Origin of the sequence: Acinetobacter sp. YH12155 (assembly GCF_013418255.1) — a bacterium.
Classification (GTDB): domain Bacteria; phylum Pseudomonadota; class Gammaproteobacteria; order Pseudomonadales; family Moraxellaceae; genus Acinetobacter; species Acinetobacter indicus.
On record NZ_VPCK01000008.1, the window covers coordinates 56726 to 73479 of the forward strand.

Here is a 16754-nt window from a genome sequence, read left to right on the forward strand (position 1 = left end):
AATTTTAAGAGAGTACATTCATGAAAAAGATTAAATGTGCAATGATCGGTCCAGGTAACATCGGTACTGATTTGCTTTACAAATTACAACGTAGCGAATGGTTAGAGCCAGTATGGATGGTGGGTATTGATCCTACATCTGAAGGTCTGGCGCGTGCGGCGAAAATGGGTTTAAAAACCACGGCTGAAGGTGTAGATGGTCTTCTTCCTCACGTAATCGAAGATGACATCAAAATTGCATTCGATGCAACGTCTGCATACGTACACGCAGAAAACAGCCGCAAGCTCAATGAACTTGGCGTGTTAATGATTGACTTAACACCGGCTGCAATTGGTCCATTCTGCGTACCACCTGTCAACCTGGAAGCATTGCTTGCGGCTGGTGAAGTGCCAAACGTCAACATGGTAACGTGTGGCGGTCAGGCAACCATTCCAATGGTTGCTGCGGTTTCTCGCGTTCAACCGGTTGAATATGGCGAAATCATTGCAACGGTATCGACGAAATCAGTTGGTCCAGGTACGCGTAAAAACATTGATGAATTTACCCGTACTACTGCAGGTGCAATTGAGAAAGTTGGTGGTGCGAAACAAGGTAAAGCGATCATCATCATTAACCCAGCTGAGCCACCACTGATGATGCGTGACACAGTACATTGTTTAGTTGAAGGTGAGCCAGATCAAGCTGCGATCACTGAATCTGTACATGCGATGATTAAAGAAGTGCAAAAATATGTACCAGGTTACAAACTGGTAAACGGTCCTATTTTTGACGGTAACCGTGTTTCGATCTTCTTAGAAGTCGAAGGTTTAGGTGACTTCTTGCCGAAATATGCAGGTAACCTCGACATCATGACAGCAGCAGCTGCACGTACTGCAGAAATGTTTGCTGAACACGTTTTCAACACTGCTGAAGCTTAAGGAGCAACCTCATGTCTAAGATTATTGTTCATGATATGACTTTACGTGATGGTATGCACCCGCAGCGCCATCAAACCACTGTTGAGCAAATGATTGCCATTTCAACAGCATTAGATGATGCAGGCGTACCTTTAATTGAAGTGACCCACGGTGACGGTCTTGGTGGTTCATCAGTGAACTACGGTTTTGCTGCTGCTACTGACGAAGAATACCTGTCTGCTGTTGTGCCACGTATGAAGAATGCGAAAGTGTCTGCACTGCTTCTTCCTGGTATCGGTACAGTTGATCATTTGAAAATGGCGCATGAAATTGGTGTATCAACGATTCGTGTTGCAACACACTGTACAGAAGCGGACTGTTCTGAACAGCACATCACTGCTGCTCGTAAACTCGACATGGACACCGTGGGCTTCTTAATGCTGGCTCACATGGCTTCTCCTGAGCGTCTTTTAGAAGAAGCACAGAAGATGGTGTCTTACGGTGCGAACTGTATTTATGTCACAGACTCAGCAGGTTACATGCTTCCTCAAGACGTGAAAGACCGCGTGGGTCACTTACGTCAACACCTTGACCCAAGCATCGAACTCGGTTTCCACGGTCACCACAACTTAGGTATGGGTGTATCAAATACGGTTGCTGCGGTTGAAGCAGGTGCAGTACGTGTGGACTTGGCCTCTGCAGGTCTTGGTGCGGGTGCGGGTAACACACCACTTGAATTGTTCATTGCTGTAGCGAACCGTATGGGTATGGATACAGGCGTTGACCTGTTCAAAGTACAAGACGTTGCTGAAGACCTTGTGATTCCAATGATGCACAACCCAATTCGTGCAGACCGTGATGCGGCAACTTTAGGTTATGCGGGTGTTTACTCTTCATTCCTGTTGTTTGCAAAACGCGCTGAAGCGAAATATGGCGTGTCTGCGCGTGAAATCCTGATGGAACTTGGTCGCCGTGGTACAGTGGGCGGTCAGGAAGACATGATTGAAGACCTGGCGCTTACTATGTCTAAAGCACGTGAAATGCAAGCTTAAGTTTTAATTTTAAAACTGGCTTAAGCAAAGCACTCCAATATATTTGGGGTGCTTTTTTTATTGGTGTGATTGAGTTGCTTAATATCACACTTTAAAAATAAATCCGGATTTAAAATCACACAGATCAATGTATTTAAAACGCATCTTATTTTTATATAAAAAGTCTTTTAAATGATCAGCCGAGATTTATTTTAAAAGGATGGAGAAGGGGGAATGGAAAGCTAAGGGGTTTAAATTCGGGGAAAAGCTGAATTGTTTTAAATATTAAATTTTTTATAAATAATACTGATAGTTAAAAGCTATTAGTTAAAGTGTTAATGTTAAAACCAATAAATAAAGCCTAAAAACTCAAAATAAATAAAAAATACAGTGAAAAATAATATGAATAACAGGGGTTTATATTTGCAGGGTGGAGAGTATTTAGCAGGGAAATGATTGGTGAAATATCTTAAAAAAATAAAAAAAGCGCTGTGAAATCAAAAAAATGCCCAAAACGATAAATGTTTAATACTGTGGTCGGATTTTCTATTTGATTATGCTTACGCATGATGACGGCATTGTTTTTATCTGCTGAATGGGAAAATTTACCATGCGTCGTCAAAAATTATGGATAGCAATGCTTGCTGCGACAGCAACTTTAGGAACTTCTGCTACATATGCAGATTTTATTGATGACAGCAATGTTCAACTTAAATTTAAAAATTTCTATTTAGATCGTCAGTATCAAGATAAACCAGAATTGAACTTTGGTTCATGGTCACAGGCGGTAACTTTGGATGCCAAGTCTGGTTATCATGATATTGGTGGTGGCGTGCAAATTGGAGCAGATGTACTGGTTCAACATGCAGTTAAACTCAACGGCCGTGATCAAAATCCGGATTGGGTGTTACCTCACGATGGCAAAGAATCTAAAGATCATTTTGGTAAAGTTGGTGCAACCTTAAAAGTTAAGGTATCTGAAACTGAGTTGAAGGTTGGTGATCTATTACCAATGTCACCAGTGGTATTCTTTGATCCATCTCGCCAATTACTGACTACTTATAGTGGTGCCTGGTTAGAGTCTAAGGACATTAAAGATACTAAACTGACCTTGGCATATTTAGATGGCATTAATGCACGTTATGAAAATCAATATCATGACCTGAGCTTATTTCCGCAAAACAACTTTGCGACAGCAGTCAGTACAGATGACGGTATGTATATTGCCGGGATTGATCATCAATTCACCCCAAAAGTGGGTGGTAGTTACTGGTATGCCGATGTCACCAACATCTACCAACAACACTATGCCGCTGTAAACTATAAAACGACCTTGGCTGAAAACACCAAGTTAGACACCCATGTACGTTATTTTGACAACAGCGAATCGGGTGACCAGCTGTATGGCAAGATTGACAGCCAGGCCGTGTCTGCAGGTGCAAAAATCAACCATGGTATGCACACAGTACAATTAGGCTACCAGCAAATGTTTGGAGAGCATGGTAACAAAGCGCCAATGTTCCCGACATTGGGTGGTTGGGTACCACAGCCTTATCTAGACAACTGGTCGGTGGCAAGCTTTATCCGTAAAGATGAAAAATCATGGAGCTTGGGTTATACCTATAACTTTGCTGATGTGGGTGTACCAGGTTTAACCGCAACTGCACGTCATTTCCGTGGTTGGGATGTCGATAATGGTGCAGGCGAACCGCGTGGCAAAGAAAATGAAAACAACCTGATTGTGAACTATGTGGTACCAGAAGGTAAGCTAAAAGGTTTAGGTTTCAACTACATGTTTATTGATACCAACTATGACAATATCTCAGGTGGTAACGATCTAGAAGAACACCGTATCGCGACGACCTATACCTATACATTCTAATTGGTCAAGCTCAAAGAGCAGCTGCACCTCCAGCTGCTCTTTTTTATGTAAAAACAGATGAAAGTCCTAATAAAAATAAGGATTTAAAATTAACTAAAATGTTTAAAAACAATGGCTTAAATAATCGTTTTTTTGTAGCTTAAAATCGTAATTTTGTATCAGTTGAAAGCGCAGGAGCGGTTAATATAAGCCTATAGAAAACGCATGTTCAACGAGTCACTTGACGTCCAGACCTTCCAAGATTGAGGGAAACGCAAGCTAAAGACTGTATGAGGAGTAAGTATGAGCACTGTCCAAATCCCTGACTATACAACAGATTCATTCTTTGGCTTAGAAGATAAATGGATTGAAACCGCAGAAGGTGAACTCACCCATTACCATGAAATTGGTGAAGGTACGCCAATTCTGTTCTTGCACGGTTCAGGTACGGGTGTATCTGCAGCGGCCAACTGGTGGTTAAACCTGCCACAAATTGGTGAACAGGCACGTTGTATCGCGATTGATACCATTGGTTATGGTCAAACCGTTGTTGCACCGGGTACCCAATACGGGATCCGTGCCTGGGTTGATCACGCAATCCGTACCTTAGATGCTTTAGGTATCGAGAAAACCTGGTTGGTGGGTAACTCTTTAGGTGGCTGGTTGGCATTTCAATTGGCACTGGATTATCCAGAGCGCGTTCTGGGTATCGTGTCTATGGGTACCGGTGGTGCCAAGCAAACTGCGGCACTGAAAGCGCACGCGAACCCAGTACTGACTGAAGAAGGGATCCGTAAGACACTGTCTATGTTCGTGGTGAACAAAGACCTGATTACAGACGAACTGGTGAAAGTCCGTTTTGACTCGGCTGCAAATGACTATGCATCTGACCGTTTAATGGACGTGGTGGGTGCGCGTGACCGTGACCGTTTCGAATTCCCGTTAGACTTCGAAAAAATGAAAGACATCACCGTACCTGTACTTCTGATTCATGGTACTCAAGACGTGGTGATTCCAGTATCCCGTACCTGGGACATCCTGAATGTGGTGCCAAATGCAGATGCACACATCTTCAGCCAATGTGGTCACTGGTCACAAGTTGAAAAAGCCGATGAGTTCAACACAGTTATTAAAAACTACCTGGCGGCGCACGGCGTAAAATAAGCCGGTGATAAAAGCGAAAAAAGGATGGTGACAGGCCATCCTTTTTTTATGGGCGGAATTTCTGGCTCAACCGGTTTAGTGCTGAATAAAGCTGGCCACCAGATTAATACAAATCGCCAGAATAGTGGTGTTAAACATATAGGCCAGCACAATATGCAGCGTGTTCAGGATACGCATCGCGCGTGAGCTGATGCTGACATCGGCGGTTTGTGCCGACGTGCCAATCACATAACTAAAATAGAGAAAATCCGGATAGGTCGGGTAAGGGGTTTTCGGAAACTCCAGCCCACCTGCCTGATGCTGTTGCAGCGCCAGATAATAGTCATGCGCATAGTGAATCGCAAAAATGGTATGCATAAACAGCCAGGCACATAAAATAGTGGTAATCGCCAGCAGAAAATGCCCCATGCGTGCAAAGTCGGTTTGGGCAAATAAGTTGATCTCGACAATAATCGCAATAAAACACATCACCAGGGTGAGAAACAGCAGTAACAGAATCAGCCATTTACTGGCATCCTGCTGCTGGGCGCGTTGCAGAATATGCTGATGATCACTGTGCCAGAAATTCAGCAGGGTAAAGAGCAGATAGCCGGACACGGCAATATTCCAGCTGATGAGCAGGCAGGTCGACCAGGTCCACGGGCTCAAGCACTGAAAAATACCGTACAGCACCGTGGTGATCAGAAAACTGATAAAAAAATAAGGATGAGACTGCATCCCGGTTTTAATATGGCTAAACGGTGTTTTTATCATTCTTATTCCTTTGATCTGGCCCATGACAGATAAAAGCATGCCTAGCATCCTGCTTCAGGGGCAGAACATAGCGGCACTTCACTGTAGTCTAGCTTATTAGACTTAAGTTGTAGTTTGCGGCTGAAAATAAATCTGTGCGGCTAGCAGAGAAAAAGTCGTAAAAGTGCAAAAATGATAAAAAATGGTGCAAAAAAGCCTGCGACTTAAGTCTAATCTGATTAAAAAGTCGGCAAATTGGCCATAAAAAAAGCACCATTATTTAGTCTCGAAATAATGATGCTGGCAGGCAGTCAGCCAAAGCGCGGCTTAATCGCGGTTAATATCCAGATAAAACACCCGGGTCAACAGTTCCATAAACTTGTCGACCGATGGCGAGTTGCTGTTTTTACGGTAACTGACATACAGGTCCAGATAAGGCAGTTCGATATCCAGCGGACGGATGATGGTGTTGTTCATGGTCAGCGGGGCAATGTAGCCCGGCAAAATGGTACAACCCAGTCCCATACCAATCGAGTTGATATTGAACAGGATGTTGTCGGCTTTTTGCACAATATTAAATTCAATACCATTGGTCTTGGCAAAGTTTAGAATCATGTCGTGCAGATTCTGCGACTGCTCTGCGGCCGGAATAATAAAATCAATGCCATTAAGAGCTTTGACCGGAATACGTTCGTATTTGGCCAGCGGATGGTCTTTTGGCAAAATGAAAATCAGCGGTTCGCGCAGCACGAACTGGCTTTCAATTTCATCACTGTTAAAGTTGTGACGGGTAAAGGTGATGTCCAGTTCACCTTTTTTAATGGCTTTCATCTGATCATTGTTGTTCATACTGAGCAATTCAATTTTCAGATCGGGGTTCTGTACGCGCAGATTCGGCAACACATACGGGAAAATCTTCATTTCCGCGACCGGTACAAAGCCAATGCGTAGCATCTGCTGTTTGGCCTGGGACACCTGACGCGCCATAGCCACGGCTTTGTCGGCCTGCGCCAGGGTCAAGCGCGCCTGTTCCAGAAACACTGCGCCTTCTTCTGTCAGTTCGACCTTACGTTTGGTCCGGTGTAACAGTTTTACGCCAACGTCTTCTTCGAGGTCTTTAATCTGTTGACTTAAAGAAGGCTGGGCTGTGTAGAGCTTCAAGGCAGCCTTACTGAAGTTCAGTTCTTCAGCCACGGTAATGAAATAGCGAAGGTGACGTAATTCCATAAACCCATTCCAAAAGATTAATTCAAAAAATGTCTAACTATCATGTCTTAAGAGTATAGTCTATAATCAACTATTAGGTGAAGATTATTCTGCCATTTAGGAAATAAATAGGCTTTCAAATTTTATTAATGCTTTAATAAAGAGAAATAAGCGATAAGTAATTGATAAAATATCTTAATTAAAACAAAAAAAATATTTCACTAAACCCCGCTAAAAAATCATTATCCATGCAAAGTTGAGTCTATTTATTTTGTGCCGTTGTGTCGGTCACAGGAGAGCTTTCAATGAGTGGAAAAATTGATGTGCGCGAAATCGACGCTTTAGTCGATGCACAAAATGGACGTATTACGCCATCTATCTATACTGATCCAGATATCTACGAGTTAGAACTTGAACGTGTATTTGGTCGTACCTGGTTATTCCTTTGCCATGAAAGCCAAATTCCTAAGGCGGGCGACTTCTTCAATACCTATATGGGTGAAGATCCGATCATTGTGGCACGTCAAAAAGATGGCTCGATCAAAGCATTCTTAAACCAATGCCGTCACCGTTCTATGCGCGTAAGCTTCGCAGACTGTGGTAATACCCGTGCGTTTACTTGCCCATACCACGGCTGGTCTTACGGTATTGACGGTTCTTTAAAAGACATCCCGCTTGAAGATCGTGCTTACCCGCATGGTGCATGTAAAGAGCAATGGGGTCTGGTTGAAGTAAACCGTGTGAAGTCTTACAAAGGCCTGGTATTCGGCTGCTGGGATGAAACCACACCAGATCTAGAAGAATACATGGGTGATATCGCTTGGTATCTTGATGGCGTTGTAGACCGTCGTCCAGGTGGTACTGAAATCATCGGTGGTGTACACAAGTGGGAAATCGAGTGTAACTGGAAATTTGCAGCTGAACAGTTTGCATCTGACCAATACCACGCTCTGTTCTCTCACGCATCTGCGATTCAGGTACTTGGCGCGAAACCAGACGACGAATCAACCAAGAAATTAGGTGCTGCTCAAACGGCTCGTCCAGTTTGGGAAACTGCAAAAGATGCACTGCAATACGGTTCACGTGGTCACGGTTCAGGCTTCTTCTTCACAGAGAAACCAGATGCAAACGTTTGGGTTGACGGTGAAGTGGCCAACTACTTCCGCGAAACGTATGAAGAAGTAAAAGAGCGTCTAGGTGAAGTACGTGCGCTGCGTCTTGCAGGTCACAACACCATGTTCCCGACACTGTCTTGGTTGAACGGTACTGCAACACTTCGCGTATGGCACCCACGTGGTCCAAACAAAACTGAAGTTTGGGCATTCTGTATTGCCGATGCTGAAGCGTCTCAAGAAGTGAAAGAAGCGTTTGAACGCTCTGCAACGCGTGCATTCGGTCCTGCCGGCTTCCTGGAGCAAGATGACTCTGAGAACTGGATCGAGATTCAGAAAGTTTTACGTGGTTATAAAGCACGTCAAAACAAATTGATCGTTGAGATGGGTAAAGGCAACGAGAAAGTACGTGAAGATGGTATCCCGGGCATCACCAACTACATTTTCTCTGAAACTGCAGCACGCGGTATGTACCGTCGCTGGGCAGATTTATTGATCCATGAAAAATGGGAAGACGTTGAAAAAGCGGCTGACGAATACGAGAAGGAGCTTATGAAATGAGTCAAATCAGCTTAGAACTTCATCACCAGATCAGTCAGTTCCTGTATCAAGAAGCCAAGCTTCTTGATGACTGGAAATTCCGCGAGTGGTTAGACACGCTAGCTGAAGATATTTCTTATACGCTACGTACCACACCAAACGCACAAACCCGTGACCGTCGTCGTTCGGTTGAACCACCGACGACTTGGGTGTTCAACGATACGAAAGATCTGTTGGAACGTCGTGTTGCCCGTCTTGAAACCGGTATGGCCTGGGCAGAAGAGCCTCCATCACGTACGACTCACATGGTGTCTAACGTGATTGTTGAAGCGTCTGAAGTAGAAGGCGAATACGATGTGTACGTGACTTATTTACTGTACCGTACCCAAAAAGAGAAAGACGTTACGATTTACTGTGGTAAGCGTCATGACAAGATCCGTAAAGTTGAAGGCGGCTTAGGCTTCCAGATCTTCAACCGTAAGATCACGCTTGACCAAGTTACCTATAACTCACATAACCTGAGTGTGTTCTTCTAATGAATAAGATTTTTGTTTGCCAAGTTGACGAGCTTGACGAAGGCGAAGCATTGAAAGTGGACTGCGGCGTAAACGGTATCGATGCGCTGGCAGTATTCAACAATGGCGGTGAATTCTTCGCAATGAATGATCGCTGTTCACATGGTAATGCATCGATGTCTGAAGGTTATCTGGAAGACGACGGTACAGTTGAATGTCCGCTGCACTCTGCACGTTTCTGTTTGAAAACTGGTCAGGCACTGTGCTTGCCAGCAACAGATCCAATCCAGACATTCCCAGTGATTGTTGAAGATGGCGCGTTATATGTAGAGATGGCAGGAGAGTAATCATGGGTTGGCTAAAAGGCGAAGTTGCACTCATCACTGGTGGTGGTTCAGGTTTAGGCTGGGCTTTGGTTGAGCGTTTTTTAGAAGAAGGAGCACAGGTGGCCGTTCTTCAGCGTTCTCAGTCTAAAGTTGATGCTTTACAGGAACACTTCGGTGACCGAATTCTTGCAATCGCTGGTGATGTTGCCAACTATGAAGACAATGTCCGTGCTGTTCAAGCGACCGTTGAGCGTTTTGGCAAGCTTGACTGTTTTGTGGGTAATGCCGGTATCTGGGATCACTATGCCGATATCGTCAACACCTCGGGTGAGCAACTGGATAAAGCCTTTGATGAAATCATGGGCATTAATACCAAGTCGCTGATCCTGGGTGCCAAAGCAGCGCTAGACGAACTGATCAAGTCTGAAGGTTCAATTATCTTCACTTTATCAAACTCTGCGCTGTATTCATCGGGCGGTGGTCCTGTTTATACCGCATCCAAACATGCCGGTGTAGGCATCATGAAAGAACTGGCCTATGAATTAGCGCCAAAAGTTCGTGTCAATGCCGTGGCACCGTCTGCCATGAATGTGAATATCAAAGGCGCGGCATCACTCGGTCAGGAAAATGTTGGCCTGCTCGATGCACGTGATCCTGAGAAAATTGCCCGTGGTATGCCACTGAACTTCTTGCCAGAACCAGAAGATATGACCGGTTCATATGTGCTGCTGGCTTCACGTCAAAACAACCGTCCACTGACCGGCGTGCTGATTAACGCGGAATGTGGCTTGGGCATTCGTGGTTTACGTCAACCACGTGCCGGTTTCTTTGACGAGTAATTCACGCCTTAAAACATAATGGACTAACCCGGCAGCCTTTTGGCTGCCTTCCGTTTAGGAGTCACACATGGCCGTTAAACTTATTTGTGCATCGCACAGTCCTTTAATGGAGTTTGCCACTCCGCAAGAACAACGCAAAGAACAAGCTGTTCGTCAGGCGTTTGAAAAACTGTCTGCGGAAGTCAAAGCCTACGATCCAACCCTGATCATTACCTTTGGTCCAGACCATTTCAATGGTTTCTTCTATGACCTGATGCCAAGTTTCTGTGTGGGTATTCGTGCCACTGCAGCAGGTGACTGGGACTATGGTAAAGACAACAACAAGATTGATGTGCCTGAAGAAACTGCACTCAATCTGGTTCGCCGTGTCCTCGATGAAGGCGTGGATGTGGCCTATTCGTATCGTATGCAGGCCGACCACGGTGTGACCCAGCCATTACATTTCCTGTGTGGTGGTCAGCTCGATCGTTATCCTACTATTCCAGTTTTCATTAATGGTGCAGCTGCACCAATGCCAACCACCAAACGTACCATCGCTTTAGGTCGTGCGGTCGGTCAGTTTATCAAGTCACTGAATCTTGAAAACGAACGCGTACTGGTTCTGGGTACGGGTGGTCTGTCTCACGATCCACCAACCCCGCAAATGGGTTCGGTACCACCAGAAGTGGAAGAATTCCTGATTGCCGGTCGTAACCCGACCCCGGAAGCCCGTGAAGCCCGTCAGGCAAAAATTATTGCCGTGGGTCAGAAGCTGGCCGCGGGGGATACTTCTGTGGCAGTCCCGCTGAATGCGGAATGGGATATTGCTTTGCTGGAGAAATTCAAGCAGGCAGATTTCGCAGCACTGGAAGCCATGACTGAAGCGGAAATCCGTCGTGATGGCGGCCGTGGCGGTCAGGAAGTCCGTTCATGGATGGCGGCATTTGCTGCATTGCATGAGCTGGGCGAATATGACATGACCACCCACTGCTATGAAGAAATCAGCGAGTGGATTGCCGGTTTCGGTATCGTTTCTGCAGAATTAAAAGGTTAACTGAATGAGCAATGTAAACAGCATCGTGATTGTCGGTGCAGGTCAGGCCGGTGCCAGCGCAATTCTGGAATTACGTGGCAACAAATACGAAGGCAAAATCACCCTGATCGGGGATGAAACCCATTTGCCGTATGAGCGTCCGCCTTTGTCTAAAGATGTGATTCTCAAACCAGCCGAAACCAAAATCGAAATTCTGTCAGAAGAAAAACTGGCGGAACTGGGCGTTGAAACCATCCGTGGTAACGGTGTGGCCAAAATCAATGCCGAGGCAAAAACGGTTGAACTGCAAAACGGTGATGTCGTTGCTTATGACAAGTTACTGCTGGCCACCGGTGGTGCAGCGCGTCGTTTACCCAACTTCGATGCGCTGGGTAAACACGTGTACACCCTGCGTAACCTGGAAGATTCACAAGCGCTGGTGCCGGTATTACAGCCGGGCCGCCGTATCATCCTGATTGGTGGCGGTGTCATCGGTCTGGAGCTTGCCTCAAGCGCACGCTTTAAAGAATGTGAAGTGACCGTGATTGAAATGGGTCCAATGGTGATGGGTCGTTCATCACCACGCATCCTGAGCGAGTTCCTGCTGGAGCAGCAACAACTGGCCGGTGTTGATGTACGCCTGTCGACCCAGATTGCAGAATGCAAGCTGGATGGCGAAGAAATTGTGGTAACACTGGAAGGCGGTGAAGAGCTGCGTGCAGATGCTGTGGTCTATGGCATCGGGATTATCCCGAATGCACAGCTGGCCGTTGAAGCCGGTCTGGATGCGGACTTTGCGGTTAAGGTCAATGAAAACTGCCAGACTTCAAATCCGGATATTTATGCAGCGGGTGACGTGGCCACGCAACTGCGTGACTGTGGTAACCACCGCCGCGTTGAAACCTGGGAAAATGCCAACCTGCAAGCGGGTATCTTCGCGCGTCACGTGATGGGCGTTGAACATCCAGCGGCAAACCCGGCCTGGTTCTGGACCGATCAGCTGGACATCAACTATCAGTTTGTTGGTGATATGGCAGCGGCTGAATGGCATGTGCGTGGCGAGATTAAACCTGAACTGCGTGCTGAATCATCATTCGTATTGTTTGGTGTCACCGATGGCGTGATCGTTGGCGGGATTACCGTGAATGCAGCCAAAGACATGCGTCACCTGAAAAAGCTGATCAGCAAACAGGCGGCTTTTGAGGCTGACAAATATCTCGATCTGAGTCAGGATCTTCGTAAGCTGGTAAAATAATCCGGCGATACGGCAGGGCAGACCTTGGGTAACTTTGGTCTGCTTTTTTATGGCTGTTTTATTTTAATGTCGAGACATGAGCGCAATGTGCATGGTGATTTGTACATGACTTTGTGTCGGTAGGTCTTACTTTTTAAAGCTGATAAGAATCCTCAAAATTTATTTTTGAGTTCGCAGGGCAAAACTCTTTTCATTGTTTGGGCGTCTCTCTTCGTTCCGTGGTGACATTCAGGTCGTCATCCTCATTATTTCAAGATGGGTTTGAATAAAGATGCCTTCATTTTATGGTTTTCAAATTTAGTTGAGTTGTCTATGAGTTCAAACTCATCTCCCATGATCGTTACCGCCAGTATCTATGCCTTGCTGGTGCTGATCTGGGCCACCACGCCGCTGGCGATTGTGTGGAGTGTGGAAGAAGTCCATCCCATGTGGGTGCTGATTATCCGCTATTTCGGGGCTTCGCTGATTGCGCTGTTTTTACTGAAACTGATGCGTGATCCGTTGCCGCTGGATGAAACCTCACTCAAAAGTTATGTGGCGGGCAGCCTGAACCTGATTGGTGCGCAGCTGTTTATTTATCTGGCAGCCAATTACCTGACTTCGGGTTTAATGGCGCTGATTTTTGGTTTTTCCCCGCTTATTGCCGGTTTAATTGGCCATGTGATTTTAAAAACCCAGAAACTGGTGGCCCTGCAATGGCTGGGCATGGCGGTGGCGGTGGCCGGGCTGAGTTATGTCTTTGCCGACTCGGCAGACAGCAAGATCAACCCGATTGGGATTGTGCTGATGTTAATTAGCATGGTGTCGTATATCAGCTCGATTTTCTGGGTCAAGCAGATTAATGCACCACTGAGTCCGATGTCACAGGCCACCGGTTCCTTGCTGGTCTCGGCACTGGGTTCAATGCTGATGTTGCCATTCATCTGGTCACATATGCCAACCGAATGGCCGGGCATGCAAACCATGATTGGCTTTTTGTTTACCATGATCATGTCTTCGATTGTGGCGATGCTGTGTTATTTCTGGCTGATTCGCCGTCTGGCTGCGTCCACTGTCTCTTTAAGCAATGTGATGACCCCGATTATTGCATTGGTACTCGGAGCGACCCTGAATCATGAGCATATCAGTGCACATGCGGTGGCCGGGATTGCGGTGGTGATGCTGGGCATTGTGATGTATTTCTGGAAAGACTGGCAGCGTCAGTATTTTTCTAAATGGTGACAGCACAGGAAGCCATGCGCTTCCTGCTGTTTTGGCTTTTGCTAAAAACAACAAAAACATAAAACAAAATATTCCACAATTTTGGATACTATGCATATTGCATCGGCACTTGCTGTCCTGTGTAATGAAGACTTAATAAATCACAGGATTTGCTCTACGTGCTTCAATTTTTATCGGACTGACATGAATCAAAACGCGGAACCTAAGCATTTTCAGCTACCAACCGAAACATGTTGGTCACACGCCTGGCGTCAGCCTGCTTTGCAGTTTTTACCTTCCCGGCATTATAACGGTGCCCAGTTTTTCAATCCGGTGCCGGCACCCGAAGGGCGTAGCCGCAGTGATTTGCTGAAATGGCTGTTACAGCGTAAACGCAATAGCTGGACCGCAGAAAACACACCAGAGCAGCCCGCTGAAGGCAAGCGTCCGATTCCGCAGGAACGTCCGAATGCCAGCCTGGATGACTGGCAGATCTGGTTTGTAGGGCATGCTACCGTTCTGATTCAGATTGGCCCCTATAATTTCCTGACCGATCCGGTCTGGTGTGAATATGCCGGACCGCAGCAGGGCAGAGGTCCGAAACGGATTTGCCCGGCTGGAATTGCCCTGGAAGAGTTACCGACCATTCATGCGGTGCTGTTGAGCCATAACCATTATGACCACATGGATCTGGCCACCCTGCGCTGGTTACATGCCCGTTTTGCCATGCCAATTTATACCGGACTGGGCAACAGCTGGTATTTGCCAAAAAACTTTCATGTGGTGGAAATGGACTGGTGGCAATCGGCGCTATTTAATGAATTAAAACTGGTCTATATTCCGGCGCAGCATGGTTCAGGCCGTGGTATGCGCGACCAGAACAGTGCCCTCTGGGGTGGCTTCTCGATTCTGCATGGTGAAGATCACTGCTTCTTTGCCGGAGATACCGGTTATTCCTCGCATTTTAAGGAAATCCATGCCCGTATTGGCGCACCGCGGATTGCACTATTACCGATTGGTGCCTATGAGCCACGGGACCTGATGCGCTATATGCACATGAATCCGGAAGATGCTTTTCAGGCACATAAAGACCTGCATTCCAAATGTTCGCTGGCCATTCATTACCGTACCTTCCAGCTCACCGATGAAGGCCGTGAACAGCCGGAAGTCGATTTGCAAAATGCCATGCGTAAATCCTCAAAACTGATGAATCCGTTTTATTGCATTCGCGAAGGCAAGAAGCTGATTGTTTAAGTTTAAATCCTGCAACAAAAAACCACCCGAAGGTGGTTTTTTATGGCTTGAACTCTCTGTGTAGAGGCTTAGAGCACGCCTGGCTGACCCAGCGCAGGGTCGGTGGCTCGAGCGGCCTGAGCATCTGCCACGGTCATCCCCAAGGCTTGGGCTACACCTTCGCCGTAGGCCGGGTCACACATAAAGCAGTTACGGATATGACGGTACTTGATAAAGTCATAGGCATCGCCCATGGCACGCGCAGTATTGTCAAACAGCGCCTGTTTCTGTTCAGGATTCATCAGGTTGAACAGGGCACGCGGCTGGCTAAAGTAATCGCTGTCATCTTGACGATAATCCCAGAAATCGGCATCGCCACGGATTTTCAGTGGTGGTTCACGGTACTGTGGCTGTTCCTGCCATTGCTGGAAGCTGTTTGGCTCATAGTGTGGCAAGCCGCCATAGTTGCCATCCATACGGCCCTGACCATCACGGCGGTTAGAGTGGACCGGACAACGGGCTGCGTTTACCGGAATCTGGGAATGGTTTACCCCCACGCGATAACGTGCGGCATCGGCATAGTTAATTAAACGCGCTTGCAGCATACGGTCTGGTGAATAGCTGATCCCCGGCACCAGAGTACTTGGTGCAAAAGCGGCCTGTTCCACATCCTGGAAATAGTTTTCTGGGTTACGGTTCAGTTCAAACTCACCGACTTCAATTAATGGATAATCACCTTTTGGCCAGACTTTGGTCAGGTCAAACGGATGATAAGGCACGGTTTCCGCTTCGGTTTCCGGCATGATCTGCACGAATAGGGTCCATTTCGGGAAATCGCCACGTTCAATCGCATTAAACAGGTCATTTTGGCTGCTTTCACGGTCCTGGCCAATCAGTGCTGCGGCTTCGGCATCGGTCAGGTTTTTAATGCCCTGCTGGGTACGGAAATGGAATTTGACCCAGAAACGTTCATTGTTGGCATTAATGAAGCTGTAGGTGTGGCTGCCAAAACCATGCATATGGCGATAACCATCAGGAATACCGCGGTCTGACATGACAATGGTCACCTGATGCAGCGCTTCTGGTAACAGGGTCCAGAAATCCCAGTTGTTGTTAGCAGAACGGACGTTGGTTTTTGGATCACGTTTTACCGCTTTGTTCAGGTCCGGGAACTGGCGCGGGTCACGGAAGAAGAACACCGGTGTGTTGTTACCGACTAAATCCCAGTTGCCTTCTTCGGTATAGAATTTTAGTGCAAAACCGCGAATATCACGTTCGGCATCGGCAGCACCGCGCTCACCGGCCACCGTCGAGAAGCGGGCAAACATTTCGGTTTTCTTGCCGACTTCAGAGAAAATTTTGGCGCGGGTATATTGGGTAATGTCGTGAGTCACGGTAAAGGTTCCGAATGCACCTGAACCTTTGGCGTGCATACGACGCTCAGGAATCACTTCACGAACAAAGTTCGCCAGTTTTTCATTGAGCCATAAATCTTGGGTAAGTAATGGACCGCGGGCACCGGCGGTCATACTGTTCTGGTTATCGACCACCGGAGCACCGGCATCGGTGGTGAGGTGGGTGACCGGACATTTTTTAAAGTCTTGGCTCATTATCGTTCTCCGTTATTGTATTCATGTGCTGACGTTGGACACGGGCTGGATTCTCCAGGCAGGTGACATCTCATGAAATTAACCGTTATCAAAGTCATCAATATAAAAAATAAACCCAGCTTATCATTGAAATCTACCTTGCAATAGCTGGCTGGGCAGAATGACGATGGATAAAAAAACATAAAAATGCAACTTGGTTCTTATTTAACTTAAACCGAATAT

At 46.6% G+C, this 16754-nt stretch carries 15 protein-coding genes; 12 read left to right on the forward strand and 3 right to left on the reverse strand.

What is annotated here, in order from left to right; translation table 11 throughout:
* Positions 1-20 precede the first annotated feature (20 nt).
* The 4 genes from FTU86_RS07600 (at position 21) to FTU86_RS07615 (ending at position 4952) form a co-directional block, all read left to right on the forward strand.
* Complete coding sequence (locus FTU86_RS07600) at positions 21-917, forward strand: acetaldehyde dehydrogenase (acetylating) (protein WP_005181969.1); 897 nt, start codon at positions 21-23, stop codon at positions 915-917.
* An 11-nt stretch (positions 918-928) separates the two neighbouring features.
* Positions 929-1948, forward strand: coding sequence for a 4-hydroxy-2-oxovalerate aldolase (dmpG, locus tag FTU86_RS07605; RefSeq protein WP_005181971.1), 1020 nt, complete (start codon positions 929-931; stop codon positions 1946-1948).
* A gap of 589 nt (positions 1949-2537) precedes the next feature.
* Entirely contained in the window at positions 2538-3809 is a 1272-nt protein-coding gene (locus tag FTU86_RS07610; protein WP_005181973.1) for an OprD family outer membrane porin, read from the forward strand.
* A gap of 282 nt (positions 3810-4091) precedes the next feature.
* Positions 4092-4952 (forward strand): alpha/beta fold hydrolase, encoded by an 861-nt coding sequence (locus FTU86_RS07615; protein ID WP_005181976.1) that lies wholly within the window; start codon positions 4092-4094, stop codon positions 4950-4952.
* 75 nt (positions 4953-5027) lie between these two features.
* Here FTU86_RS07615 and FTU86_RS07620 read toward each other — a convergent pair whose 3' ends face one another.
* Together FTU86_RS07620 and hcaR are read right to left on the reverse strand one after the other, a co-directional pair.
* Complete coding sequence (locus FTU86_RS07620; protein WP_160241647.1) at positions 5028-5705, reverse strand: DUF1345 domain-containing protein; 678 nt, start codon at positions 5703-5705, stop codon at positions 5028-5030.
* Between the two features lie 306 nt (positions 5706-6011).
* Complete coding sequence (hcaR, locus tag FTU86_RS07625; RefSeq protein WP_005181980.1) at positions 6012-6911, reverse strand: DNA-binding transcriptional regulator HcaR; 900 nt, start codon at positions 6909-6911, stop codon at positions 6012-6014.
* Between the two features lie 284 nt (positions 6912-7195).
* On the opposite strand from hcaR, the gene hcaE reads away from it, so the two are divergent.
* From hcaE to FTU86_RS07665, 8 genes are all read left to right on the forward strand, one after another.
* On the forward strand, positions 7196-8563 hold the full coding sequence (gene hcaE / locus FTU86_RS07630; protein ID WP_005181982.1) for a 3-phenylpropionate/cinnamic acid dioxygenase subunit alpha: 1368 nt from the start codon (positions 7196-7198) through the stop codon (positions 8561-8563).
* Positions 8560-9078, forward strand: coding sequence for a 3-phenylpropionate/cinnamic acid dioxygenase subunit beta (gene hcaF, locus FTU86_RS07635; protein ID WP_005181997.1), 519 nt, complete (start codon positions 8560-8562; stop codon positions 9076-9078). The genes hcaE and hcaF overlap by 4 nt, the downstream gene beginning before the upstream one ends.
* The gene (gene hcaC, locus FTU86_RS07640; RefSeq protein WP_005181999.1) at positions 9078-9404 is read left to right on the forward strand and encodes a 3-phenylpropionate/cinnamic acid dioxygenase ferredoxin subunit; all 327 of its coding nucleotides are present in this window, start codon (positions 9078-9080) and stop codon (positions 9402-9404) included. Before hcaF ends, hcaC begins: the two co-directional genes overlap by 1 nt.
* A 2-nt stretch (positions 9405-9406) precedes the next feature.
* Positions 9407-10222: a 3-phenylpropionate-dihydrodiol/cinnamic acid-dihydrodiol dehydrogenase gene (gene hcaB, locus FTU86_RS07645; protein ID WP_005182001.1), complete on the forward strand. Its 816-nt coding sequence runs from the start codon at positions 9407-9409 to the stop codon at positions 10220-10222.
* Between the two features lie 67 nt (positions 10223-10289).
* Positions 10290-11255, forward strand: coding sequence for a 3-carboxyethylcatechol 2,3-dioxygenase (locus FTU86_RS07650; RefSeq protein ID WP_005182005.1), 966 nt, complete (start codon positions 10290-10292; stop codon positions 11253-11255).
* 4 nt (positions 11256-11259) lie between these two features.
* Positions 11260-12489: a 3-phenylpropionate/cinnamic acid dioxygenase ferredoxin--NAD(+) reductase subunit gene (gene hcaD, locus FTU86_RS07655; RefSeq protein WP_160241646.1), complete on the forward strand. Its 1230-nt coding sequence runs from the start codon at positions 11260-11262 to the stop codon at positions 12487-12489.
* Positions 12490-12801: 312 nt separating this feature from the next.
* Complete coding sequence (locus FTU86_RS07660; protein WP_016659599.1) at positions 12802-13710, forward strand: DMT family transporter; 909 nt, start codon at positions 12802-12804, stop codon at positions 13708-13710.
* 183 nt (positions 13711-13893) lie between these two features.
* A complete protein-coding gene (locus FTU86_RS07665; RefSeq protein ID WP_005182011.1) occupies positions 13894-14943 on the forward strand; it encodes an MBL fold metallo-hydrolase in 1050 nt (349 codons plus the stop codon).
* 68 nt (positions 14944-15011) lie between these two features.
* On the opposite strand, the gene FTU86_RS07670 is transcribed toward FTU86_RS07665, so the two are convergent.
* Positions 15012-16532 carry a catalase gene (locus FTU86_RS07670; protein WP_005182013.1) on the reverse strand — a complete coding sequence of 507 codons (1521 nt, stop codon included), beginning with the start codon at positions 16530-16532 and terminating at the stop codon, positions 15012-15014.
* Positions 16533-16754: the final 222 nt, after the last annotated feature.

What these genes read in the sequence shown, in the direction of transcription:
- dmpG (WP_005181971.1), top strand. Translation starts at nt 929, where the DNA reads ATGTCTAAGATTATTGTTCATGATATGACTTTACGTGATGGTATGCAC.
- FTU86_RS07650 (WP_005182005.1), top strand. Translation starts at nt 10,290, where the DNA reads ATGGCCGTTAAACTTATTTGTGCATCGCACAGTCCTTTAATGGAGTTT.
- hcaD (WP_160241646.1), top strand. Translation starts at nt 11,260, where the DNA reads ATGAGCAATGTAAACAGCATCGTGATTGTCGGTGCAGGTCAGGCCGGT.
- hcaE (WP_005181982.1), top strand. Translation starts at nt 7,196, where the DNA reads ATGAGTGGAAAAATTGATGTGCGCGAAATCGACGCTTTAGTCGATGCA.
- hcaB (WP_005182001.1), top strand. Translation starts at nt 9,407, where the DNA reads ATGGGTTGGCTAAAAGGCGAAGTTGCACTCATCACTGGTGGTGGTTCA.
- FTU86_RS07610 (WP_005181973.1), top strand. Translation starts at nt 2,538, where the DNA reads ATGCGTCGTCAAAAATTATGGATAGCAATGCTTGCTGCGACAGCAACT.
- FTU86_RS07670 (WP_005182013.1), bottom strand. Translation starts at nt 16,532, where the DNA reads ATGAGCCAAGACTTTAAAAAATGTCCGGTCACCCACCTCACCACCGAT.
- FTU86_RS07615 (WP_005181976.1), top strand. Translation starts at nt 4,092, where the DNA reads ATGAGCACTGTCCAAATCCCTGACTATACAACAGATTCATTCTTTGGC.
- FTU86_RS07600 (WP_005181969.1), top strand. Translation starts at nt 21, where the DNA reads ATGAAAAAGATTAAATGTGCAATGATCGGTCCAGGTAACATCGGTACT.
- FTU86_RS07620 (WP_160241647.1), bottom strand. Translation starts at nt 5,705, where the DNA reads ATGATAAAAACACCGTTTAGCCATATTAAAACCGGGATGCAGTCTCAT.
- hcaF (WP_005181997.1), top strand. Translation starts at nt 8,560, where the DNA reads ATGAGTCAAATCAGCTTAGAACTTCATCACCAGATCAGTCAGTTCCTG.
- hcaR (WP_005181980.1), bottom strand. Translation starts at nt 6,911, where the DNA reads ATGGAATTACGTCACCTTCGCTATTTCATTACCGTGGCTGAAGAACTG.
- hcaC (WP_005181999.1), top strand. Translation starts at nt 9,078, where the DNA reads ATGAATAAGATTTTTGTTTGCCAAGTTGACGAGCTTGACGAAGGCGAA.
- FTU86_RS07665 (WP_005182011.1), top strand. Translation starts at nt 13,894, where the DNA reads ATGAATCAAAACGCGGAACCTAAGCATTTTCAGCTACCAACCGAAACA.
- FTU86_RS07660 (WP_016659599.1), top strand. Translation starts at nt 12,802, where the DNA reads ATGAGTTCAAACTCATCTCCCATGATCGTTACCGCCAGTATCTATGCC.